This window comes from Salegentibacter sp. BDJ18 (assembly GCF_017579965.1).
Classification (GTDB): Bacteria; Bacteroidota; Bacteroidia; order Flavobacteriales; family Flavobacteriaceae; genus Salegentibacter.
Window position 1 is genome coordinate 283879 of sequence record NZ_JAFLQX010000002.1, and the last position, 24420, is coordinate 308298.

The following is a 24420-nucleotide window of genomic DNA, read 5'->3' on the forward strand; positions in this document are numbered from 1 at the left end:
CCACTGAATTTACCCCACAAAAAAAGCCTCTCATTTCTGAAAGGCTTTTGTTTCCGATGCTTCGGAATGCGGTCTGGACGAGACTCGAACTATTTCCTAAAACCCTTATTTTACAAGGCTTTCGAAAGCGCCTATTTTAGGACTCACCGAATTCGGCACCTTTAACAAAGTTTAACGTTTGGAAAATGGTTTTAGAATTAATATAACCCAATATACATTTTCGTAATTGAATTCTCTATTAATAATCTGGGAGGATTCAAACCTAACTTGCGCATCTTAGAACTAAAAAGGTTTGAATCATATCTTCAAGATAACCTTTTAGGTATCCTTAATTTTGAACTTTTTTATGATATTTTGACTTCAATTCTACAAAATACAAGGTTTTTTATAAATTTATAACATATCAGAAAATTACTTTAAAAAATAATTTACATTGGCAAAGGTTACTTTTTAAATTGTCAATATATTTTTTTTACCTCCAGCCCATTCAACACCGCTCGTCCTTCTGTAGATTCAAAATTGATGAGGATTCCTTGCCCGTCACGGACATCTATTCGGATCTTTCTGTTTATGGCGCGTAGCGGTTCAAAATCCGACGCTAAGTTCAGATCTAAAAAAATGGGTTCTGAATTCACTGTTACAGAGAAGATCCGCTGATGCGGTTCCTTGATGCCGTCTTTTTTTAGTTCCTGCTCTGTTGCCAGATTATAAGCCACGACTTCCGACTTCTCTGTGGTTTCAAATTCAGCAAAATGCAGAATCACATCATAAAGCCCGTTTGGAACATCTATTTTATACTGCTTGATCCCCACCAGCTGGGTCTGATATACTGGATCGAGATCAGTACCCAGAATATTTTGGTCGGTCCCATAGGAGGTACGGGAGTTGTTTTCCATCTCATAAGTTTCTCCGCCCAGATGACCCCAGCTGCCTTCTCTGTACGGTTGATCATACATCCATACTTGCTGGGTGAGCTCATCCACAAAGATGCGCTGCCGGGTTCCCAGATTGATAGAGAGATCCTTGAAGCTATTCTTTTCTGAAAGGTCGTAGGGCAGCAGGTAGAAATCCACCTCTATATGATCCTTATATTTCTTACCATTCACTTCAGAAACAACTTCCATGGAGTTGATTCCATCCCGGAAAGGCACCTGCCAGATGATCACATTGTTCTCTGCTTTTTGGGTCTCCAGTTTTTCTCCATTGACCAGGAGGTAGGCCTCTTCAAGATTGGTGAACACCTCCAGCGGCTGTATAGCTTCCGAAGCATTCTTTTCTGAAATGCCGCTCCTTTTGGTCCAGTTACGGGAAGCAATTCTAATAAATGGCTCCGCCAGTAATTGCGACTGATAATAGAAATAGGTGTCTTTGGGTTTTCTGTCGAGTTCCATGATTCCCTTGTTGTTTACATGAGGCACCACGTCATGTCGTGTTTCTGAACTGAAATCAGCCAAGTTCCAAACAGTGGCACCCACCACAAAATTGCGTTTCATGATCTCCTCCAGGTATACCTGGTGATAATGATTGGCATATTCCACTGTCATATCGAAACGCACCGGAGCAAAAGAACGCAGCCTTGGGTCTGCATCCGCACCATATTCGGTGACGATCATGGGTTTATTGGGAAATTTTTTCTTGTGGCGATCCAGGTTACTTGCAAATTTCTCAATTCCGGAACTGTACCAGCCCTGGTAAAGGTTCCAGCCCACGATCATCGGGATCTCCGTCAGCCCTACTCTCTCATAACGATCCATATGCCCGTGGTTTGGGATCATGGTGTAGCGGTAAGGGTCTTCGGAGCGGGTAATATCTTCGAGCTCCTGTGCAAGTTCGGCGATCTTTCGGTAGTATACATCCTGCCGTTCCTTATCATCGGCGAACCTCGGGCGCAGTAGAACCTCATTCATATAGGCCCAGATGATCACACTGGGGTGATTATATCCCTGGCGGATCATTTCCACCTGCATGTTTTTGGAATTCTCTGCAAAAGCTTCAGACTCGGTAATACGGTTAACAATAGGAATTTCTACGGCAGCGAGGATACCCAGTCGGTCGCAGGTCTCCAGAACCGTAGGGTCGTGTGGATAATGTGCTACCCGGAGGAAATTCCCACCCATTTCTTTCAATAACTGCACGTCCCGTTTCGCCAGCTCGTCGGGCACAGCGTTACCCAGACCTTCAAAATCCTGATGGCGGTTCGTGCCGATCAGCTTCATGAATTTTCCATTGAGGAAAAAACCCTTTTCAGCATCAAATTCGAACCATCGCAGGCCCAACGGAGTGCTGACCTCATCCAGAAGCTCTTCTTTCTCATAGATCGAAGTGGTGACCCGGTACAGATAGGGATCTTCAGGCGACCAGAGATACGGGGTAGGAACTTTTAGCGACTGGACCAGATTTTGTTTTTCTCCAGCCTTTAACTTAATCTTTTTCTGTTCCTGGCTGATTAAATTGAAGTCTGCATCTCTGATGGTATTGACCAGTCTCAGGGTCCTGCGGTCTTCGCCATCATTCACCACCTGGCTCTTCACTTCTACTTCCGCAAGCTTTTCAGAAACATTCGGAGTGCTGATGAAGACGCCTTTGGAACCGTGATCCAGAAGATCAAAATGAACCTGTGAAGTCGCGATTAGGTATACATCCCTGTAGATCCCGCCAAAGAAGGTAAAATCGGCGGTCAGGGTGGGAATATCTTCATTATAGCTGTTATCTACTTTTATCAGGATCTCATTAACCTCTGTATCTTCAGAAAAATTAAGATGTTCCGTAATGGGGAAGGTAAAGGCGGTATAACCTCCAAGGTGCTCTCCCACACGGTTCCCATTCACGAAGACTTCAACTTCCTGATTGGCACCTTCAAAGTGAAGGAATACCTGCTTTTCCTTATAAGACGCTGGCACTACCAGCTTTCTTTTATACCACGAGATCCCCCGATAATAACCCATCTCATCATCCATCACATCTCGGGTATTCCAGGTGTGTGGAATAGTCACTTCTTCCCAATCGATCTCCTGAACATTTTCAGGTCCTTTCAGGTCCCCTTTATGGAAATTCCAGTCACTGTTAATGGTATAGGCGATCCTTGAGCTGTTCTGCGCTGTCAAACAAAAATCAGAAAAGATCAAGATCCCAAGCAGTATAAACAGTTTATTCTTCTTGTAATTCATAAAATTGTGTGTGAAACTTATAAAAATGAGCTATAAAAAATACCATATTTTGCTACCTATATATTAGCTTCGGAGACCAAATACCTATACCAGGATAAGGGGCTTTTGTTAGCTGTTTACTAAAACCATTAAAAGATTTCATAAAAAAAGGGAATTATTTTCTATCTAACTTATAAATGCAACCAATAAAATTTTGCTTAAAAAGTAAATTGTTTAAGGAGAAGTTTTGAATTTTGAACAAATATTTTCTTGACAATCAAATTATTCCTGCAAATTTATCCAGAATTTCCATTGTCACCAATCCTTCCTCCCCCGTACAGGGATTAGCACTTTTTCCAGTAAAATAATCAACTGTGGCTTTTATCATCGGTTGTTGAATGTGTGATAATGAATCAAATAAAAAATTCTCGCTTTTATTCCCCAAATTTAAAGTTACAACTTCTCCAAAAAAGGAAAATTTAATATAACCTTTGCTTCCATAGATAATACACTGGTCCTTTTGATTATCTGCTGCAACATTGAAGCACCACACTGCCCTTAGTTGGATGCCATTTTCAAATGAGGCGATACCATTTACAATATCGTCAGCCCCGTACTGTCTCCCCTGGTTAAGTGAAATTCCCTCAGCACTATTAAAATTTCCGAAGAAAAAATACATCAGGTCGATTTGATGGGGAGCCAAGTCGTGAAAATAACCACCTCCTGAAATAGAAGGATTCAATCTCCAGTCCTTTTCTGTTTTGGCTACTATTTCTGATCTTGACGGTTGCAGGATCTGAATATCTACAAATCGTATAGATCCGATTACTTCTTCCTCTAACAGCTTCTTTACTTTTATAAAAGCTGGTAATCTTCTTCTATAATGGGCAAGTGTCAGTTTAACTGAACTATTTTTAAGGGCTTCTAAAATAATTTTGGCTTCATCCTGATTAAGAGCCATAGGCTTTTCTAAATAAATATTCTTACCTGCTTTTATTGCCTTAAGAGTAAGTTCAAGATGAGAAGCTGGAGGACTGGCTATGTAAACCGCATTGATCTTTGGATCCTTTAAAAGATCCTCAGCTTTATCATACCAAAATGGAACGTGATGTCTTTTAGCAAAATCTTTTGCTTTTTTCGAATTCCTTCGCATTACCGCTCTTAATTCCGAACATGTAGTTGTTTGAAAAGCAGGTCCACTTTTTATTTCCGCAACATTTCCACAGCCTAATATCCCCCAGATAACTTTTGACATCTGACCCATATTACATAGTCCGAATTATCCCAACTTCTAAGCCCCTTAATTCTGCAAGCCCCCTCAATCTGCCAATTGCAGAATAGCCTGGATTTGTTTTTTTTTTGAGATCATCCAACATTTGATGCCCATGATCTGGTCGCATTGGCAATCTATGATGCTTGACCCCTTTTGAAATTCGTTTTCTTTGTTCAAGAACCAAAGCTTTCATGACAGAATACATATCAACATCTCCATCTAAATGATCAGCTTCATGAAAATTACCTTTTTCATCGCGTTTTGTACTCCGAAGGTGAATAAAATTAATACGATCTCCTAACCTTTCCACCATGCCAGGCAAGTCATTTTTTTCTAAAACCCCATAGGAACCTGTACAAAAACACAACCCATTATAAGGACTATCTACAGCGTCTAATAGTTGCTTTGCATCTTCTTCTGTACTTACAACCCTTGGCAAACCCAAAATTGGATACGGAGGATCATCTGGGTGAATGGCCATTAGAACTTCTGCCTGTTCTGCAGCTGGAATTATTTCTTTTAAAAATGAATAGAGATTATTTCTAAGCTCGTGCTCTCCAATGTTTTTGTACTCATCCAAAACTGTCTGAAATTGATCTACCGTATAACCTTCTTCTGCCCCAGGTAAACCAGCAATGATGTTATTGACAAGCAACTCTTTTCCTTCATCTGATAGGTTTTCCAAAGCCGCTTTCGCTGCCTGTTTTTGTTCTCTAGAATAAGCATTTTCTGCTCCAGGTCTTTTCAAGAGATACAATTCAAAAGCAGCAAATTGATCTGCATCAAATCGCAAGGCTTTCGAACCATCGGGCATTTCAAAAGCAAGATCTGTACGTGTCCAATCTAGCACAGGCATAAAATTATAACAGATTGTATCTATACCGCAACTACCTAAATTAGCAATACTTTTTTTGTAATTGTTTATATATTCTTTATAATTTCCTGTGTGTTTCTTGATATCCTCATGAACAGGAATACTTTCTACCACAGACCACGTTAAACCTAAAGATTCTACGTCTTGTTTTCGTTTTTGTATTTCTTCTACACTCCATACGTCCCCATTTGGAATATGATGTAATGCTGAAACTACTCCTGTAGCACCTGCTTGTTTTATATCTTGAAGACTGACTGGGTCTTTAGGCCCGTACCATCTCCATGTTTGCTCTAATGCCATTGATTTTATTTTTTTAAATTATACACCGCTAAAACTACTAAAGCCACCATCTATAGGTACTACAACTCCAGTAACAAATTTGGAACCGTTGCTGCAAAGCCATAGTAAAGTACCTTCTAAGTCTTCGGGCTCTCCAAATCTTCCCATAGGAGTATGGTCAATAATCACATTGCCTCTAGCGGTTAATTCGCCATTTTCGTTGGTTAATAAACTTCTGTTTTGTTCTGTGAGAAAAAATCCAGGTGCCAGGGCGTTCACTCTAATATCTACCTTGGAAAAATGAACGGCTAACCATTGGGTAAAATTGCTTACTGCAGCTTTTGCTCCACTGTAAGCTGGAATTTTAGTTAAAGGTGTAAAGGCATTCATAGATGAAATATTAATTATAGAACAGCCTTTTTTTCCTATCATATCTTTCGCGAAAATCTGTGTAGGTAGCAATGTACCAAGAAAGTTAAGGTTAAATACGAATTGAATACTGTCGTAATCCAAATCAAAAAAAGTTTTTAGGTCCTCTCCTGCTTTTAAATCTTCTTCAAATAGATGGGTCTTAGATGTTGTACCTTTAGGATGATTCCCACCAGCACCGTTAATCAATATATCGCAAGAGCCAAGTTTTTCAAAAATCTCTCGGTGTGCTTCCTGCAAACTTTCTTTTTTTAGAACATTGGCTTTTACACCTATTGCGTTTCCACCATTTTCAATAATTTTAGTCGCTACAGCTTTTGCAGCATCTAAATTAAGGTCCATTATGGCTAGTTTTGCCCCTTGTCTTGCAAGGGATTCAGCAAGTGCACTGCATAGTACACCGCCGCCGCCAGTCACAACGATAACCTTATCTTTTAATTCTGTAAATTTAGGTTCCATAATTTCACGTTTATATATGTCTTTTTGAAATTAAAATTATAATTCTCCTTCCTTATCGAGTTTTTGAAGTTTGGTATTTAAATCTTTTACAAACTCTTCTTTTGAAGTTATTCCGTTTATCTCCTGCTCCCAGGCCGCCAAAAAATAATAGGTTATACTCTCAATAGGATTAAAAATGACCAAGTGGTCGTGAGGGCCCTTAAAAGTTTTTTCTACTTCTGATATCTTATAAAAGATTGCCATACCCAGTTTATCATCATCCTTAACTAGAGTTTGGTTTCCGTAGGTAGCGATATAACCCCAAGATCCATCCTGGGTTTCTTTCTGAATTAAAGGAATATCTTCAAACTTTACAATCCCAGTACTTAATCCCGAGATTTTAACAGATGGCGATAATTCGACTTTGGTAAATCTATCTTCAGGATAAATACTCAAGATGGCAGAAAGATCAATAGTTTCATCTCTAGTGGTCCATCCAGTGTATTCAATTTTAACGGCTGAGGATGAGTTTGAATTATTAATTTTTACTAAAGTATTATCGACTTCACGAAAATGAACAACGGAATCATTAATATATCTTCCAAAACCTCCCAATCCAAGAGATTTTCCAGCCTTGAGGATATCTAAACCCCAACCTGCTTCGTCATGATAAGATCCTGAATAAGGTTGACCAACATTTGCTAAAACCAATGTGTCTACTTTTTTCCCGAAAACATCTATAGCATTTCTCCAATCAAGATAAAGCCTATAACCAACTTGGGAATTCTCCCATCCAGGTCCCTCATATCTTATGTAACCTGAATGATCAGTATGATTTTCTGGGACTTCAAGCTTAGGTACGTTTATAAAACTTCCATCTTTATAAGTGTTCTCCACCCACTGCCCTCCTTCTTTAACAGAAATTTCTGCATAAGTCTGAGGTTTCGGAACTTCTTTCTCATATTGTAATCCCTCTTGCTGATCTTTCTTACTTTCTCCGCAAGAAATCAGAGAAATAGTTGCGAACGTTCCTAAAATAATATAACGGTATAAATTCATTTTATATTTTTTATCGATAACAGTAAAATAACCAAATCACTATTTCCATAGAAGATAATATTGATTTATAATCAAAGTGAACTGTATTTTCTTAAATATCTCTTCTGTGTAAAGCTTCTAGGTAATAATAATCAGCATAATTTAGTGGTACATCCACCTCGCTATTATGAGGCTTATGTCCTGTACTATTTTGTAGAATAAAACCTTTGTTATCACCTTTTGGCGAAGTATATTTTGTGGAAAGACTAGAAAGAATACGGTCTGCAGCTTGTCTGTATTTTTTCTTGCCACTGCTAAAAGTGCTTAATTCATATAAAGCTGAAGCAATAATTGCAGCGGCCGAAACATCACGTGGCTCGTTCTCAAGATCAGGAGCATCAAAATCCCAGTACGGCACCATATCTTTTGGCAATTTTGGATGATTAAGAATAAAATCTGCAATATTCTCTGCCTGTGCCAGATACCTTTTATTATGAGTTTCCCGGTAGCTAAAGACGTAACCATACAATCCCCAGGCCTGACCTCTGGCCCATGCCGATTCATCACTGTATCCCTGGTGAGTATTTCTATTTTCTACCTCCCCTGTTTCGGGGTTGTAGTCTATTACATGAAATGAACTATAATCCTTCCTGAAATGATTTTTAAGTGTTGTATTAGCATGATCAACTGCGATATCATAATACGTAGAATCTCCGCTAAATCTAGTTGCAGCGAAAAGCAACTCCAGGTTCATCATGTTATCTATAATTACCGGATAATCCCATTTGTCTGTATTATGATCCCAAGAACGAATTGCGCCCACTTCCGGATTATATCGTTTGCTAAGAGTCTTTGCTGTTTGAACAATAACCTTCTTATATTCTTCTTTATTGGTGATCCTATAACCATTCCCGAAGCTACAGTAGATCTTGAATCCTGTATCATGGGTGCCCACATCAAATTTTTCCTGCTCAATTTTAGCGGTATATTTCTGAGCTTGTTCTAGCCAATACTGATCTCCGGTATTTTCATATATATACCATAGGGTGCCGGGAAAAAATCCACTGGTCCAATCTTTTGATTTTACCAGATGGAGATCTCCCGATTCGGTAAGTGTTCGAGGAACAACAGCTTCTTCAGGAGCGGTTTTTTTTGCCTTTCCAATTTCCTTCAACATTATACGCGTTTGTTCTTCAGCATGTTGAAACGCCATCGGTTTATCAACATTCTGAGCAGCAGTGCCACAGGAAAATATCGACCAGGCTATTGTTAATAACAAGAAAGATGCTTTTTTCATATTTAATTTGTTTAAGTTAATAAAGAGTTGCTTCCAGATATTTTGATTCACCAGACTATAACCAAATTATTGGATTTCGTATGGGTAAGTTTCGTATGACTTCTCTTGTTGAAGGATAATGTTCAAGCTCTTTCCAAGTATTGAACCATTGAAAATTTTCATACTTTTCAGCTCCAAATAAGAGAAAAGGTTGAGCGACAGGCCAATTGTTCCAATACATTACATCTTGCCGATATGGCCACTTTCCTTTGTCAGCCACGTATGGATAAAGAAACTTAATACCTTTTCTGATGGATTTTCCAGATTCGGTCTCATATTCCCATAAATTATGATCATCGTCTGATAGAATATGAACTACAGCAGTCATAGCATCAAGGTTGAATAACGAATATCCATACGGTTTAGTTCTTTCCAGTTCCAGAGGGAAACTTCCATCCATCGCCATTTGTTTAGGAAGTAGAACATCCCTATACCTGTCTCGACAAAATTCTAACAAGTCTTCATTCTCTGTGAGTCGGGAAAAACTGGCCACCTGCATAACCCAAGAAGTGCTATGATTATTTTTCCAATTCATTTCTTCTATTCCATAAGGATGAGTTGTCAACCATTCCAAATAATCTCTAAACCACTTTTTAACACCGGAAACAATTAAAGGATCTGCTTCAGAAAAATTTCGCATAACAAGAAGCCCCTGAGCCACCTCCATGAGGTGAATGGTATCAATTATTCCTATCCCCCTTCCTGTGACTCTGCCTTTTATGGCTTGAGCATAGTTCAGGGAAGGATTCATCTTAGTTTCATTGTTCATAAACCAGGCCTGTAGATGTTTAAAAGCGTGTTCAACATACTTCGCTTCTCCCGTGACTTCATAAGCTGAAGCAAGTGCACCTATAATCTGACTAAACCTAATCATCGCCTTCCTATGCGCAGTAAAATTTTCAGGATTTGTTTCTCCGTCTCTTTGAATATAAGGTCCATCAGGATCTTTCGGATCAGGCCACCAATAATCTCCTTCAGAATAAAAATCATGAATACCTCCTGCGCTTCTCTCAGCCTTACTTGTAGTAATCGTAATCGGCTCTTGCTCTAGTGCCCAAGCTGCCTTGGATAAAACTTTATCCCGGAGCACCTCTATTACTTCCTGCTTATAAGTTTCTGATTGATTCACCTGAGCCCAGGAAAAAGTATTTCCAAATGATAAAGCAAGAAAAAGTAGAATATTTACTGTTATTAATTTCATTTCAGGAATTGTATATTTTATCAACTTTAATACTAATCACATTAATCTATGTTTGCACCGGTTTTAATATTCAGGAAGACGCTAGGTATACCATCAGAACTCACTCCCACAATGTTTTTTCCATTTTTTGTTTCTAGACGGATGATGGCCCTACCATTATAGAGCTGCACCAAGCTCGAACCGGTCGAGGTGCCCAGGTTTTCAAGAAGTTTTCCGTCTCCTACATGAGAAAACCTTACATAATTTACAGCATCCAAAACCTGCACCTCATTTTTATCATACATTTTAACTTCCACGGTTGCAATGCCATTTTCTTCTTTAATTTTTTCCAGCTCCATTTTGGCTGGTTCACCCCATTTTTCAGTCTGGTATTTAAAGTTAATGTTATCCCGCACTTGCTTTCCGTCTTTGTAGGCTACTACCTCAACGGTATTGTTTCCGGCGTTAGGCGTAACCATCCATCTGAGTCCTGCCGCTGGGAAATTCTGGCTATCTCTTTTTTTCACGCCCAAACTTTTTCCGTTGAAAAACAATTCCGCTCGGTCTGCATTTGAATAGACCTTAATCATTTTTTGCTCTCCCTTATCACCCCATCTTACAGGCCAGGAGCGACCATAAATATGAGCCATAAGATCTTCTGTCCAATAAGATTTGAACACATAAAAGGATTCTTTACGAGTAAAATCTCTTTCCACAATTCCTTTTTGGTTAACATATGGCACTGGATTCTCAGGTCTCAATGGAGTAGAAAAATCTTTAAACGGCCAATAAGCCGTTCCGGTAAGCCAGTCCATGGTTTCCTGTTCTTTTAAATGCCAGTCTATTAAATTCACTATATAACTCTCACTCCAATCTCCATCTTTAGACACTCTGGTAGAGCCTCCGTAGAGAGAAGCATCTCCTGTTCTTTCATCCGCACCTTCTCCGGTTTCCACCTGGGCCAGAATTTTATCAGGATTTTCTGAATGCCGTCTCGCATGACTATCTCCTCCCCATTCCACATGAAGAAAATGATCTACATCTTCAAATTCAGCTTTTGAAACCTGTTTATATTCCTTGTAATTTCCTCGATACCAGCCTGCCCATATCGAGGGAGAATAAACATCTATAATATCTTTACAAAAATCACAGCGACGAATAGCAGTCTTACGGTTGGGATCCAATTCATGGGAAAGATCATTAAGTTCGGACATGAATGTCCGGATCTTTTCCCGATCAAATTCCGCAAAATCTCCAGGCCAGTCATTTTCGTTTCCCATTCCCCATATAATAATAGAGGGATGATTATAATGCTGTTCAATCATATTGGTAAGCATACGTCGCGCCTGGTCCTTATAAACATCTCCTCCAAGACCTCCCCGATTCCATGGAATTTCTTCCCAAACCAATATACCCAGTTTATCACAGAGATCCAGCACTATTCTCGACTGCTGGTAATGTCCCAGTCTTATGAAATTGACACCGATCTCCTTCATCATTTTAATTTCAGTGATGATCTGCTCCTCGGTCATAGCACTACCTACCCCGGCATGATCCTCATGTCGGTGTGTTCCTCTTAACATTAGGCGCTCCCCGTTCAAATGAAAGGGGCCTTTTTTCACAAATTCAAAATGCCTGAAACCTATCTTCTGATCAATTTGATGAGTACCTGCAGCGGAGGTAATTTTAACCTTTAAAGTATATAAAGCAGGATCATCCGGAGACCATAAGCTTGGCTGTCTGATATCCATATTCCACATATTCTGATCCTCTGTTAGAACTTCAACTTCCTTTTTATGATTTTTTACAACTTCACCCTCGGGATCGATTAAGGTCATTTCTACCTCAGACTTTTCTACTTCACCAGGGTTATACCATCTCAGGTCTACAGAAAGGTTTCCTTTACGTCCGGTCTGGTCAACTTCAGGAGTCACAAAGACCTTATCCACAGAAAGTTCTGGTACATAAACTAGGTTAAGATAACGATGAATTCCCCCGTAAATATTATGATCAGCCATATCTGAAGGAATCATCTCAAGATCCCTGGAATTATCAGTCCGAATCGAAAGCGGCACCTCACCATTAAATCTCTTAACTAATTCTTCCTTCTTTTTAAATTCCCTTACTGCTTCGGTAATATCCACAGTCCATTCGTCATAACCACCAACGTGACTTCCGACAAGAGTGGTGTCTATATAAACCTGTGTTTTCTGTGCTGATCCTTCAAAATGAAGTAAAGTTCTACCTCCATCAAATGGATTTTCTATTTCAATTGCTCTACGGTACCATGCAGGGCCTTGATAATAATTTTTGGCAGGATCCACAGCGTCATAACGGTTATAGGTATGAGGTAAGGTCACTTCCTCCCAAAGAGGAACACTTTCAGGACGCCCTAATTCAGTAGGACGTAAAGCTTCCCAAATTCCACCAAGGTCACTTTTAAGAAATTCCCAATTCTCATTGAGCCTAGTAGAATTTTCTTGAGAATAACTATTTGGTAAATTAAGAACTAAGAAATAAAAAATAATTAGATAAAAATTATGTCGCATTCTTTAAAATTTAATTTTACGATTTTCTTGATTAAATTAAATCCAGCAAAGGTTAAAACACTTTGCTGGATCAACTTAATGGTGCTAACTATCACCATATTAAACAGCTAATCAATATCCATCATTTTGTGTAAGATTAGGGCTTCTACTAATTTCCTCTTGAGGAATCGGCAGTAAGGTATGGTAGGGTTGAATATCAGGATGAGGCTCAAATGAATCCGGTTCTGTGAATGCTTCCTCAACAATACCCCAACGTTTCAAATCATACCAACGTTTCCATTCAAACGCAAGTTCTAAAGTTCGTTCTTTACGTACAGCTTCACGAAACTCTTCCTGGGATAAGCCCTCTTGTACATCCTCAGGAAACTCACTTACTTCTCCACCCTGATTTCGGGCTCTTTCCCTTACTTTATTGATATATTCATATGCTTTAGCAGTAGGCCCACCGTTGGCTTCATTAAGGGCCTCTGCGGCAATTAATAATACTTCCGCGTAACGAAAAATCACAAGATTATGATCAGAGTTTGCAGCATTTGAATCTGCATTCTGCCCAGCATTAATATTCCATTTTCCAATATGAATTCGAGGCCAAAGCCATTCATTAAACGAAGTTAATTCACCTCCTACTAGCGCTTCTGTTAAAAAACTAACCTCTTTTCGATAATCAGTGTCAGGAAAATAAGGATACATTCCAGGAGAAGCTACCATTACACTCCATCCTTGCATATCAGCACCTCGAACCCCTGTCATTGGTCCAATATAATCCACATTAGTACTATTCCCATTGGAATAATCCGAAACTCCACCAAGAAAATCGACAGTCCATATATGTTCCTCTTGATCACCTAAGTCAGCATCCCATAACTGTTTATAATCAGACACCAAATCATATCCGTAATTTCCAGCATTATTAATAACTAATTCTGCTTGTTCAGCTGCTAAATCCCATTCTCCGAGAATAAGATATACTTTAGATAACATTGTATGGGCTGTTCCTTTTGTAACTCGGGACCGAGCATTGTTAGGCTGAACTTCCGGTAATACTGTAACAGCAAATTTCAAATCTTCAATAATATTGTTATACACCTCATTAACAGGAGTCCGCGTTACGTCTTCAAGTGAATTCGGGTCTGTGACAAATTCATCAACATACGGTACTGCCCCGAACAACTGAACTAAATGATAATAGGACAAGGCTCTAATCATAGAAGCTTCTCCAATTAAGCTATTCTTACGATCTTCTTCCATTTCAATCCCTGGTATACCATCTATTGCCGAATTAGCGGATCCGATAGCAAGATAAGCCGAATTCCATATAGAGGAATAATCATCATTAAATGGATCCATTTGAAAATCGTTCGTTTGTACTCGTGTAGATCGAGTGCCAATATCCCCTATATCTACTTGATCACCCAATAATTGTAAAGTCATAGTAAGCCTTCTACCGTAAAAGAGATTTCGAGCGAGCATACTATAGCCGCCCATTACAGCAGCTTCTGCATCTGAGGAAGTGTTAAAAAAGGACTCTGGTGCCAAAAGACCTACGGGTTCTTCTTCAAGATTAGTACACGATTGAAAAAAGCATACCATGAAGAAAAAAATTACTATTTTATTTATTTTTGTTGTCATTTTATATAATTTTTAGTAAAAATTAAAATATAATTATTTCTTTTTCACTTCTAAATCAAAAACTAATATCAAGTCCACATGTAATAGATTTGATATTGGGATAACTTGCATAATCTAATCCAATGTTTCTATTTGAATCTTGATAGCTAACTTCAGGGTCATATCCCGTATAATCAGTTATAGTAAAAACATTTTGAGCACTCACATATAATCTTAAATTATTAATTTTCAACATTTCAGAAGTAGATTCAGGTAAATTATATCCAAGAACTATATTTTTAAGACGAACATAACTACCGTCCTCCACGAACCTAGTGGAGACCTGGGGTGAATGACTCCCGCTGGCTCGTGGAATATCTGTAGAGGTATTGTTCGGCGTCCATCGATTTAAAGCATCTGTGGTTGCATTACTTTTGCCTGCCATCCAGTCCAATTCCATTCTAGTAAAATTCATCATATCATTTCCCTCACTACCCTGAATAAAAACTGTTAGATCAAAATTTTTGTAAGCAAAATCATTATTAAACCCATATACAAAATCAGGATGAGGATTTCCAATTATTGTTCTATCTTCTCCATTTACAGTTCCATCATTATTTATATCTACAAACTTAACATCTCCAGGAACTTTATCGGGTTCAGCGCTAAAATCATCACCCTCTTGATAGATTCCGTCGAAAATTCTACCATAAAAAGCTCCAACTACTTCACCCTCTCGCAGCAATTGTGATTCTGGACCTAAAAGATGTGCTGGAACATTACTATATCTTATTTCTCCACCAGGCAAACTAATTATCTCATTTCTGTTAAAAGAAATATTGAAATCTGTTCTCCAAGAAAAATCTCCATCCCAGTTTATTGTGTTCAGTGCGAACTCCCATCCCTTATTTTCAAGACTTCCCACATTTTGGAGCGAAGAAGAATAACCCGAGTATTGAGGAAGAGGAACTGAATATAGAAGATCTTCGGTAAGTTTGTAATAATAATCAGCAGTAAAATTTAATCTATTATTCCAAAAGCCAATATCTAAACCGATATTTGTTTGTTGAGTACTTTCCCAACTAAGGTTTTGGTTTGCTACAGCTGTAGGTCTAACGGCATTAACTTGGTTTCCACCAATAACTGCTAGAGTTGGTGAAAATCTTGCCAATGATTGGTATGATCCTATCTCTGTGTTACCCGTAACACCGTAACTTGTTCTGATTTTGAATTGACTCAAATCATCCCAGTTTTCCATGAAAGATTCCCTACCAATATTCCAAGCAAAGGCACCAGAAGGAAAGAAAGCCCATTTGTTATTCGCTCCAAAGCGCGAAGAGCCATCATTACGTCCTGTAAAAGTGAGAAGGTAGCGATCCATCAAACTATAATTAATCCTACCATAAAAAGAGGATAAAGCCCATTCATTTAAAGCAGAGGAGGGGCTTTGGAAGTTAGAACCACCTCCAAGATTCCAAAATGAAAATCCATCTGAAATAAATTGCCTATTAGATGCAGTCCAAGATTCAGCCCGATAAGCCTGATAAGAATACCCCCCCATTAAGTTAAATGAATGTATTTCATTAAATTCCTTACTATATGTTAAGTAATTTTCTGTTATTGCATTAGTATATTTACCAGAAGCTATGGAGCCACTACCTCCTGTATTTCTACCCGCTACCAGGGTAGTTGGCACATAGTTACCATTTCTACTATTATTTATTTGAACACCCAGTGAGGTGCGGAATTGAAAATCATTTAACAAATCAATTTCTACGAAGGAATTTCCTTGAAACAAATCATTTATTGTATTATTTTCCCGTTCACGAGCAACAGCTATTGGATTATCATGTGGATCTCCAATCTGAGAAATAGTATAATTACCATTCTCATCAAAGATTCCCTGAGTGGGTTCAAATTTTAGGGCCGCGCCAATAACTCCCGCATCTGCAGTTCCGCCAGAAGACTCTTGAGTTCTGATTCCATCCCTCTCTGTACGAGTTACAAGCATCTTTGCACCAGCTCGAATATTCTCATTAATATCAAAACTAAGATTTAAAAGACCTGAAATTCGTTCATATTCCGAATTAATAACAACTCCTTCTTGACCAAAATAATTCAGTGAGGTATAAAAGCGCATATTCTCCATTCCACCTGAAGCCGAAAGCTGATAATTTTGCAACTTACCTGATCTAAAAATTTCATTTTGCCAATCAGTTCCTTGACCATATGAAGATGGATTTTCAAATGGAATATTAGAAGAACCATCATTTTGATAAACCTCGTTAATATATTCTGCAAATTGTTCTCCATTTAACATATCCAATCGATTTCCAACCTCCTGAAAGGAGTAAGATGTATTCAATTCAATTTGAGTTTTTCCAGAACTACCTCTCTTTGTGGTAACGAGAACAACACCATTTGCACCACGAGAACCATAAATAGCTGTAGCAGAAGCATCCTTTAGTACTTCTATAGAAGCGATATCTCCAGGTTGCGGAGGAGTTGCTCCAGCAAAACCATCTACAACATATAGTGGATCACTACTAGCATTTATTGAGGTACCTCCTCTAATACGAATTCGCGCAGCCGCTCCTGGTTCTCCGTTGCTCGAAGTAACCGAAACACCGGGGGCGCGTCCCTGTAATGCCTGAGTAGCATCAATAGCAGGATATTGATTTAACTCATCAGTAGATACTGAGGATACTGATCCAGTTAAATCACTTTTTTTCTGAGTTCCATATCCAACAACAACTATTTCGTTCAATGCGGAAGCATCAGGAGCCATTTCCACATCAAGATTAGCCCTACCATCGACAGGAAATTCTACCGTGGCATATCCTATAAAACTAAATTGAAGATAGGCATCTGTAGGAACGTCTATTGAGAATTGTCCGTCAAAATTAGTTACTGTACCATTATCTGTTCCTTTTTCAATAACATTTACTCCAGGTATCGGCATCCCGCTATTATCTGTGACTGTACCCCTTACTAAAGCTGTACTACCCTGAGCAAAAATGCCACCTTGGTAAATGAGAATTATTAGCAAAAAAAATAATGTTTTTTTCATAATTAGTTAATTAAACTGGTTAGATATTTATTTAATCTTAATTGAAAACGTTTAAGAATAACAATAGTAACAAAATATTATTATATATACAATCGATTGTATATATATTTTATTTTTTTAATTATTCAAATAAGGCCGGTAACCATAAACTGATTGCCGGGATAAAAGTGATTAGTAAAAGGACAATCGCCATTACAACATAAAGAGGCATTAACGGTTTTATAATTTTCTGAATTGATGTTTTGGCTACACTAACTCCAATAAACAGAACCGATCCAACCGGTGGGGTACAAAGGCCTACACAAAGATTCATTACCATTATAATCCCAAAATGTACCGGATCTATACCAAGACTTTCCATTACCGGTAAGAATATTGGGGTGAAAATTAGAATTGCAGGGGTCATATCCATAAAAGTTCCTACAAATAATAGCAACAGGTTTATTATTAATAAAATCACAAATTTATTATCGCTTAAACCAAGTAATACCTCGCTAACCGATTGAGGAATATTTTCAAAAGACATCACCCAGGACATACTCATAGAAGTCGCAATTAGCAACATTACAATAGCTGTTGTTCCTACTGAACTGAGAAATATATTATAAAGCTTTTTTAAATTCAATTGTCGATAAATTCCTGAAAGGATTAGAGTATACAGCACAGCTATAGCTGAAGCTTCTGTAGCTGTAAATATTCCGGAAACAATTCCTCCAATTACTACTATGAGCAAGAATAAACTTGGGAAAGCATCTAAAAAAGTAAATAAGATTCTTTTTAAACTACTGGTTTCACCTGCAGGATATTTCTTCTTTTTAATCCAAAAGGCAGCAGTAAGCATAAGAGCCAATCCCATTAAAATACCGGGAATATAACCTGCAAGGAAAAGCGAAGCTATAGAAACCCCTCCACTTGCCAAAGAATATACAATCAGTACATTGGAAGGCGGAATTACCAAACCGGTAGTAGATGCCGTAACGTTAATAGCTGCACCAAATTCTTTGGAATAATTTTCTTTTTCCATTCTTGGTCCCAAAATTCCACCAATTGCTGAAGTAGCAGCCACAGCAGAACCTGAAATCGCACCAAAAAGCATTGCTGCAATTACATTTACATAGATCAAGCCACCAGGCAGTGAACCAATTAGAGCTTTGGCAAAATCTATGAGTTTTGTTGCGATACCACCCTGATTCATGATTTGTCCCGCGAGAATAAAAAAGGGAATTGCCAATAGGGAGAAACTATCTAATCCCGTTGCCATTCTTTGGGCTACCGTGGTATAGGCTGCCATAGAATCTATAGAAACCAACATAGTTAGTACACAAGATATACCTATAGACCAGGCTACCGGTACTCCAATACTTAGTAGGATTATAAAAGAAATAACCAGTATTAATACTTCTAACATCATACTAAATACTGTTTAGGGTTTAGTAGTTCATTTACCTTGTAAATAATTACCAGCACGCCACTTATAGGAATAACAGTATATACTGCTCCTAATGGAATATTAAGTGCCGCAGATGTTTGCCCCAGTAAATAATTTAAATACACCAGGTTACTACCTCCAATTACAAGCACTAAAAGACAAAAAAGGATAATAAGCAGATTAATCCCCATTCGGAGTTTTATCCGGTTTTTCTCACTTAGCTTAGGCGCTAAAATATCTATGGAAAGGTGTTGTTGTTGCCCAGCGATATACGCAGCACCTAAAATTCCAATCCATATTAATAAATACCGAGCAATCTCTTCAGTAAACGAACTGGAAGCCTGCAATATATACCTGGAAAATACCTGCCAGGAAACCGCGGTTACCATCCCTGCCATTAAAAACACCAGCAGCGAGCCTAGGATTTTATCTAGAATAAGTTTCATAATTTTTACTTTACTGCCTGTATGGCGTCAATAATTTTTTTCATTTCCGGATCTTTTGAAAATTCTTCATACATAGGCTGAACCATCTCTCTGAAATTTTCCTTATCAGGATAAGTTACTTTTACCCCTGCTTTTTGAATTTCTTCCAAAGCTTCTAATTCGGCTTCCCGCCATAATTTCTTTTCATATTCCGAAGATTCCATAGCAGCTTCTTTTAGCCATATTTGTTCTTCTTCCGAAAGCTTATCCCAAACCATAGTACTAATAAGCAACTCGTCCGGAAGTGCGGTATGCTCATCAACCATATAATATTTACACACTTCGTAATGTCGGGATAAATAAAAACTGGGCAGATTGTTTTCGGCTCCATCCACAATTCCTTGTTGCAAGGCGGTATACAGTTCGCCCCACGAAATTGGAGTTGGTGATCCGCCAAGCATTTTAACCATATTCATTGCCGTATTACTCTCCATAACCCGCAATTTAAGCCCTTCCAGGTCTTCAGGGCTTTCCATAGGTTCTTTACCATAGAAACTTCTACTTCCTGCGTCATAAAAGGTTAAACCCTTTAAACGTTTCCCTAAACCATCATTAAGAAGTTTTTCACCTAATTCACTTTCTAAAACTTCAAAACGATGTTCTCGATCCCTAAATAGAAATGGCAGTCCAAAAACCTTTAAACTGGGAACAAAATTTTCCAAAACTCCAGTGGAAACCTTCGTCATTCCCAGGCTGCCAATTTGCAAAAGTTCTAAAGATTCCCGCTCTGAGCCAAGTTGTTGATTTGGATAAATATCAATTTCTATACTACCGTTAGATTTTTCTTTAACACGTTCCCCCATATAAAGCATGGCTTCATGGACGGGATGTGAAGTATCCAGGCCGTGTCCAAGTTTGATAACAGTAACATCACGCTTTATTGCATCACATCCGCTAAGACTGAAAATCAGTACAAAACAGAAACTAGTTTTTAAAGCACGAAAAAATTGTAAATTTCTCATGCTTTCAGTTTTTTAATGATTTCCAGAGCCGACTTTACCTTGTTGGTTATTTCTGTATAATCAAAAGTTCCATCAGTATGCTGTTGAAATAATTTTGATCCTATTCCCACACAATGCACTCCGGAGTCGAACCACTCTTTTAAATTTTCCTTAGAAGGACTAACCCCACCCGTGGGCATAATGCTACTCCAGGGCAATGGACCTTTAACAGCTTTTACAAACGAAGGGCCGCCAACTTGAGCGCCGGGAAAGATTTTTACTACTTCTGCACCCAATTCCTGGGCGAAAGATATTTCGGTAACGCTGCCGCAACCCGGCATCCAGGCTACTTTTCTACGGTTACAGGTTCTGGCCATTTCTACGTGCACAATTGGAGATACTATAAAATTAGCCCCCAGCTGAAGGTATAAAGAAGTAGTTCCTGCATCGATTACTGAGCCTACCCCAAGGATCATCCCGTCCAATTCCTGAGAAACATATTTATTTAATTCTCCAAAAACCTCGTGCGCGAAATCGCCCCGGTTGGTGAATTCAAAAACACGGGCGCCACCATCATAACAAGCTTTTATCACTTCTTTACAAACCTCCAGGTTCTTATGATAGAAAACGGGGACAATACCCGTTTCTTTCATCACCTGTACTGTATCTATTCTTGTATATTTTGCCATATTTTTTCTGAATATTATCTTTTTATTCTTCCGCCGGTATTTCCACGGGTAACTTCCATTACTTCTTCTACACTAACCAGGTTCGCATCGCCTAAAATAGTATGTTTGAGTGCACAGGCCGCATTGGCAAACTCCAGTGTTTTTTGATCATCAAAATGTTGCAAACCATATAAAATTCCGGCAGCATAAGCATCTCCTGTACCAATTCTATCTACAACATCCGTAATTTCCAGTTCCCCCGTAGTAAGGTATTGGGTGCCCGTCCAGGCCTGCCCATAGATTTTCTGCCAGGATGCACTAAGACCCGTACGAACCTTATCGAAAACCTTATCGATTGAAGGATACGTTTGCATTAGCTTCTTACTTGCGCTGATAAAGCCTTCTTCGTTAAATTCAAAATCGGTTTTTAGAATTTCATTGATCTCGTTTACGCCACCAATAAAAATATTAGAAAGCCCGGTAAGTTCTGCAAGAACTTCGCGGCCTTCTCTTCCGTACTTCCAAAGGTTACTGCGATATGCGGGATCTGCCGTAACGATAACGCCTTGTCTTTTTGCTTCCTTAAGTCCAGCTTTTAAAGTTTCATAGGCACTTTGCGAAATACCGGGAGTAATGCCCGTCCAATGAAAATAAGCGGCATCTTTAAAAATGTTCGCCCAATCTACATCCTCAGGAGTGATATTGGCAAATGCGGCATGTAAACGGTTATAGGCAATTTGGCTTGCCCGCATTGCTGCCCCAACTTCTAAAAAATAAAGGCCTAAGGGATGCTCTACTTTATTTATCGAAGAAACATCAATTCCAAACTGACGGATAAAAGCCAAAGCTGCATCACCAACCACATCATTGGATACATTGGAAACATGGCTTACGTTCAATCCAAAATAAGAAAGAGATTCTGCTACATTGAGTTCAGTACCACCAAAGAAAAAATCCAGACTGTTAGATTGTTGCAATTTTCTATTGCCCGAGGGAGATAAACGCATCAGCACTTCCCCAAACGTTACTACCTTCCCTTTATTTTCGGCTGATCCTCCCATTAAAAATTGAAATATTCTTTAGCATTATGATAACTAATATCGGCTACTGTTTTACCAACAAGCTCGATATCACCCGGTAATTCTCCGCTTGCCATTTCCTGACCAAATAAATTACAAACCACCCTTCTAAAATATTCGTGTCTCGGGTAAGAAAGAAAACTTCTGGAATCTGTAAGCATTCCTATAAAACAACTTACCATTCCCATATTTGAAAGCGCATTAAGTTGCTTAATAATTCCATCCTTTTGGTCTAAAAACCACCAACCAGAGCCAAGTTGTACTTTACCTTTTATGCTACCATCGTTGAAATTTCCTATCATTGTGGCGAAAATTTCATTATCTGCAGGGTTTAGATTGTACAGAATAGTTTTTGTCAATTTATCTTTTCCATCCAGGGTATCAAGGAATGCAGATAGATTTTCGGCCTGCTTATAATCACCAATAGAATCCCAGCCGGTATCCGGGCCAAGCTGGCGTAGCATTCTTTTGTTGTTATTACGTAAAGCACCTAAGTGGAACTGTTGCACCCAACCAAACTCGTGATAGGTTTCCCCCAGGAACAATAAAATTGCACTTTTGAATTTTTCGGCTTCTAATTCAGAAATATCTTCACCTTCCCGCTTTTTACTGAAAATTTGGTTTACTTCCTTTTCAGTAAAACGCTCTGAAGAAATGAAATTCAAACCGTGGTCACATAATTTACATCCATTTTCATCAAAATGTTCAATACGTTTTCTAAGTGCATTTCTTAGATCTTCATAAGAATCTATTGAAATTTCAGCTACCTGGCCCAGTTTATCAAGGTAATCGTTATATCCATCGGCATCAATAAGTATAGATTTATCAGGACGAAATGCCGTACTCACCTTTATTTCAAAATCACTTTCTGCTAACTGTTGGTGATACTTTAAAGTATCTATAGGGTCTTCAGTAGTACAAACAGTTTCAACATTCATTTGCTTTAAAAGTCCGCGACATGAGTTTTTGGGCTGTTGCAATTGCTTGTTTACTTCTTCATAAATTCGCTCGGCAGAGTCTTCATTTAACAATTCATCTATTCCGAAGTATCGTTTCAACTCTAAATGCGTCCAATGGTATAAAGGATTTCTTAAGGTGTGGGGAACAGTTTTGGCCCAGGCCATAAATTTTTCCTTATCAGAAGCATCGCCTGTAATATATTTCTCATCTATCCCAAGAGTTCTCATTGCTCGCCATTTGTAATGGTCTCCGGCAATCCATACCTGGGTTATATTTTCATACACCCTGTCTTCCGCGATTTCTTTGGGCGGCAAATGGCAGTGATAATCTATAATTGGCTGCTTTGAAGCATAATTTGTATAAAGCTCTTCTGCATATTTATTATCCAGGAGAAAATTGTCTTTAATGTATTCTTTTGAAATCATATAAAATTATTAATTAGATGATGAATATTTATCGAAATCCTTATTCCATTTCACTACTTTTCCAGAATTCAAAGTATCTAAGCCCATCTGAACTGCGATTGCAGTTTTTGAGCCAGTTACAATATCTGAACTAGGGTTACGGTTATTTAAAATATTTTCAGCAAAATCTACTAAAGCCTGTTCTGATGGTTCAGTATGAGGAATAGTTATTGGAATTCCTTTTCCTTCTTCCCATTGGACTGTTGCTCCAGAAACTCCATCAACATTACCAAATTCTTTTAAGTCGTTATTCTCTAGGGGATAAAACCAGGCTCTTTGGAAATCCAAGATAATAGTTCCTTTATCCCCCATTACTTTAATCTGATAGTTATTATAAGCATTACTAGTTAAACAAGTAAATTTAGCCTCTACGCCATTCGGATAGCTATATATGAGATGAATATTATCATATGTTTCACGACCATCTTTCCAATAATCTATACCCCCAGTACCCATTACCTGGTTGGGAGAAGCTTCCAATACCCAGTTTACGAAATCAATTTGATGAGAGCACAATTCGGCTACCAAACCTCCAGAATATTCTTTGTACATTCTCCAGTTTACAAGACGCTCCAGCTCCTCACTTGGCACCTCTCTTCTCCAATCTCCATACCGGTTCCATTGGCACTCAAAAGCTGTTATATTACCTATTTTCCCTTTTTTAATCAGATCTACCACATGGGTATATAATCGCGAACTATGATATTGATGACCAGTTTGAAAAATTTTAGAACTCTGACACGTCCGTTTATAAAGCGCCTTAATTTCCTCATATCCTTTTGCCAGGGTTTTTTCTCCATACACATGTTTCCCGGCATCAAGAGCATCTATTGCTATTGATGAGTGAGTACTAAACGGTGTGGCTATAATAACGGCATCGATATCACTATCATCTAACAATTTCCTGTAATCGCTATAACCAATTACCTTATTCTCAGCTTCGTTCAATCCACTTTTCAATCTAAACGGAAGAATATCGCAACAACCAGAGAGTCTTAGGTTTGGAATTTTATCAATGAGGGGGATTAATCCTGATCCACGATTACCTGTTCCAATCACACCAATGTTAACAATATCATTTTTAGAAAATGAGATATTACTAAATGAAGATAACGAAACTAATGAAGCAATAGCTCCAGCACTCCCTTTTAATACAAAACTTCTTCTGTTCATA

The 24420-nt window shown here is 38.4% G+C and carries 17 protein-coding genes; all 17 read right to left on the reverse strand.

The genetic code is table 11. From position 1 onward, the window contains the following. Window positions 1–458: 458 nt before the first annotated feature. On the reverse strand, window positions 459–3167 hold the full coding sequence (locus J0871_RS01960) for a glycoside hydrolase family 2 TIM barrel-domain containing protein (protein WP_208223004.1): 2709 nt from the start codon (window positions 3165–3167) through the stop codon (window positions 459–461). A 256-nt stretch (window positions 3168–3423) separates the two neighbouring features. Further along, window positions 3424–4401: a Gfo/Idh/MocA family oxidoreductase gene (locus J0871_RS01965; RefSeq protein ID WP_208223005.1), complete on the reverse strand. Its 978-nt coding sequence runs from the start codon at window positions 4399–4401 to the stop codon at window positions 3424–3426. Window positions 4402–4411: 10 nt separating this feature from the next. Beyond that, on the reverse strand, window positions 4412–5593 hold the full coding sequence (gene uxuA / locus J0871_RS01970) for a mannonate dehydratase (RefSeq protein WP_208223007.1): 1182 nt from the start codon (window positions 5591–5593) through the stop codon (window positions 4412–4414). 18 nt (window positions 5594–5611) lie between these two features. Further along, entirely contained in the window at window positions 5612–6460 is an 849-nt protein-coding gene (locus tag J0871_RS01975; RefSeq protein ID WP_208223009.1) for an SDR family oxidoreductase, read from the reverse strand. A 36-nt stretch (window positions 6461–6496) separates the two neighbouring features. Beyond that, complete coding sequence (locus J0871_RS01980) at window positions 6497–7498, reverse strand: DUF4861 family protein (protein WP_208223011.1); 1002 nt, start codon at window positions 7496–7498, stop codon at window positions 6497–6499. Window positions 7499–7589: 91 nt separating this feature from the next. Continuing rightward, window positions 7590–8774 (reverse strand): glycoside hydrolase family 88 protein, encoded by a 1185-nt coding sequence (locus J0871_RS01985; protein ID WP_208223013.1) that lies wholly within the window; start codon window positions 8772–8774, stop codon window positions 7590–7592. A gap of 55 nt (window positions 8775–8829) precedes the next feature. Further along, the gene (locus J0871_RS01990) at window positions 8830–10014 is read right to left on the reverse strand and encodes an alginate lyase family protein (protein WP_208223015.1); all 1185 of its coding nucleotides are present in this window, start codon (window positions 10012–10014) and stop codon (window positions 8830–8832) included. Between the two features lie 41 nt (window positions 10015–10055). Further along, a complete protein-coding gene (locus tag J0871_RS01995; protein ID WP_208223017.1) occupies window positions 10056–12542 on the reverse strand; it encodes a glycoside hydrolase family 2 TIM barrel-domain containing protein in 2487 nt (828 codons plus the stop codon). Window positions 12543–12653: 111 nt separating this feature from the next. Then, entirely contained in the window at window positions 12654–14171 is a 1518-nt protein-coding gene (locus J0871_RS02000; RefSeq protein ID WP_208223018.1) for a RagB/SusD family nutrient uptake outer membrane protein, read from the reverse strand. 55 nt (window positions 14172–14226) lie between these two features. After that, on the reverse strand, window positions 14227–17220 hold the full coding sequence (locus tag J0871_RS02005; RefSeq protein ID WP_208223019.1) for a TonB-dependent receptor: 2994 nt from the start codon (window positions 17218–17220) through the stop codon (window positions 14227–14229). 121 nt (window positions 17221–17341) lie between these two features. Continuing rightward, window positions 17342–18631 (reverse strand): TRAP transporter large permease subunit, encoded by a 1290-nt coding sequence (locus J0871_RS02010; protein WP_208223020.1) that lies wholly within the window; start codon window positions 18629–18631, stop codon window positions 17342–17344. Further along, entirely contained in the window at window positions 18628–19095 is a 468-nt protein-coding gene (locus tag J0871_RS02015) for a TRAP transporter small permease (protein ID WP_208223021.1), read from the reverse strand. The genes J0871_RS02010 and J0871_RS02015 overlap by 4 nt, the downstream gene beginning before the upstream one ends. Before the next feature lie 5 nt (window positions 19096–19100). Beyond that, a complete protein-coding gene (locus J0871_RS02020; protein ID WP_208223023.1) occupies window positions 19101–20096 on the reverse strand; it encodes a TRAP transporter substrate-binding protein in 996 nt (331 codons plus the stop codon). Then, complete coding sequence (locus tag J0871_RS02025) at window positions 20093–20764, reverse strand: bifunctional 4-hydroxy-2-oxoglutarate aldolase/2-dehydro-3-deoxy-phosphogluconate aldolase (protein WP_208223024.1); 672 nt, start codon at window positions 20762–20764, stop codon at window positions 20093–20095. The genes J0871_RS02020 and J0871_RS02025 overlap by 4 nt, the downstream gene beginning before the upstream one ends. A 14-nt stretch (window positions 20765–20778) precedes the next feature. Continuing rightward, the gene (locus J0871_RS02030) at window positions 20779–21804 is read right to left on the reverse strand and encodes a sugar kinase (protein ID WP_208223025.1); all 1026 of its coding nucleotides are present in this window, start codon (window positions 21802–21804) and stop codon (window positions 20779–20781) included. Further along, window positions 21804–23207 (reverse strand): glucuronate isomerase, encoded by a 1404-nt coding sequence (gene uxaC, locus J0871_RS02035; RefSeq protein WP_208223026.1) that lies wholly within the window; start codon window positions 23205–23207, stop codon window positions 21804–21806. Before uxaC ends, J0871_RS02030 begins: the two co-directional genes overlap by 1 nt. A 9-nt stretch (window positions 23208–23216) precedes the next feature. After that, window positions 23217–24419, reverse strand: a complete 1203-nt coding sequence (locus tag J0871_RS02040; protein WP_208223027.1) for a Gfo/Idh/MocA family oxidoreductase — start codon at window positions 24417–24419, stop codon at window positions 23217–23219. Window position 24420 lies beyond the last annotated feature (1 nt).

Excerpts from the sequence above, each read along its gene's own strand:
- J0871_RS01960 (WP_208223004.1), bottom strand. The coding sequence starts at position 3,167 with ATGAATTACAAGAAGAATAAACTGTTTATACTGCTTGGGATCTTGATC.
- J0871_RS01965 (WP_208223005.1), bottom strand. The coding sequence starts at position 4,401 with ATGTCAAAAGTTATCTGGGGGATATTAGGCTGTGGAAATGTTGCGGAA.
- uxuA (WP_208223007.1), bottom strand. The coding sequence starts at position 5,593 with ATGGCATTAGAGCAAACATGGAGATGGTACGGGCCTAAAGACCCAGTC.
- J0871_RS01975 (WP_208223009.1), bottom strand. The coding sequence starts at position 6,460 with ATGGAACCTAAATTTACAGAATTAAAAGATAAGGTTATCGTTGTGACT.
- J0871_RS01980 (WP_208223011.1), bottom strand. The coding sequence starts at position 7,498 with ATGAATTTATACCGTTATATTATTTTAGGAACGTTCGCAACTATTTCT.
- J0871_RS01985 (WP_208223013.1), bottom strand. The coding sequence starts at position 8,774 with ATGAAAAAAGCATCTTTCTTGTTATTAACAATAGCCTGGTCGATATTT.
- J0871_RS01990 (WP_208223015.1), bottom strand. The coding sequence starts at position 10,014 with ATGAAATTAATAACAGTAAATATTCTACTTTTTCTTGCTTTATCATTT.
- J0871_RS01995 (WP_208223017.1), bottom strand. The coding sequence starts at position 12,542 with ATGCGACATAATTTTTATCTAATTATTTTTTATTTCTTAGTTCTTAAT.
- J0871_RS02000 (WP_208223018.1), bottom strand. The coding sequence starts at position 14,171 with ATGACAACAAAAATAAATAAAATAGTAATTTTTTTCTTCATGGTATGC.
- J0871_RS02005 (WP_208223019.1), bottom strand. The coding sequence starts at position 17,220 with ATGAAAAAAACATTATTTTTTTTGCTAATAATTCTCATTTACCAAGGT.
- J0871_RS02010 (WP_208223020.1), bottom strand. The coding sequence starts at position 18,631 with ATGATGTTAGAAGTATTAATACTGGTTATTTCTTTTATAATCCTACTA.
- J0871_RS02015 (WP_208223021.1), bottom strand. The coding sequence starts at position 19,095 with ATGAAACTTATTCTAGATAAAATCCTAGGCTCGCTGCTGGTGTTTTTA.
- J0871_RS02020 (WP_208223023.1), bottom strand. The coding sequence starts at position 20,096 with ATGAGAAATTTACAATTTTTTCGTGCTTTAAAAACTAGTTTCTGTTTT.
- J0871_RS02025 (WP_208223024.1), bottom strand. The coding sequence starts at position 20,764 with ATGGCAAAATATACAAGAATAGATACAGTACAGGTGATGAAAGAAACG.
- J0871_RS02030 (WP_208223025.1), bottom strand. The coding sequence starts at position 21,804 with ATGGGAGGATCAGCCGAAAATAAAGGGAAGGTAGTAACGTTTGGGGAA.
- uxaC (WP_208223026.1), bottom strand. The coding sequence starts at position 23,207 with ATGATTTCAAAAGAATACATTAAAGACAATTTTCTCCTGGATAATAAA.
- J0871_RS02040 (WP_208223027.1), bottom strand. The coding sequence starts at position 24,419 with ATGAACAGAAGAAGTTTTGTATTAAAAGGGAGTGCTGGAGCTATTGCT.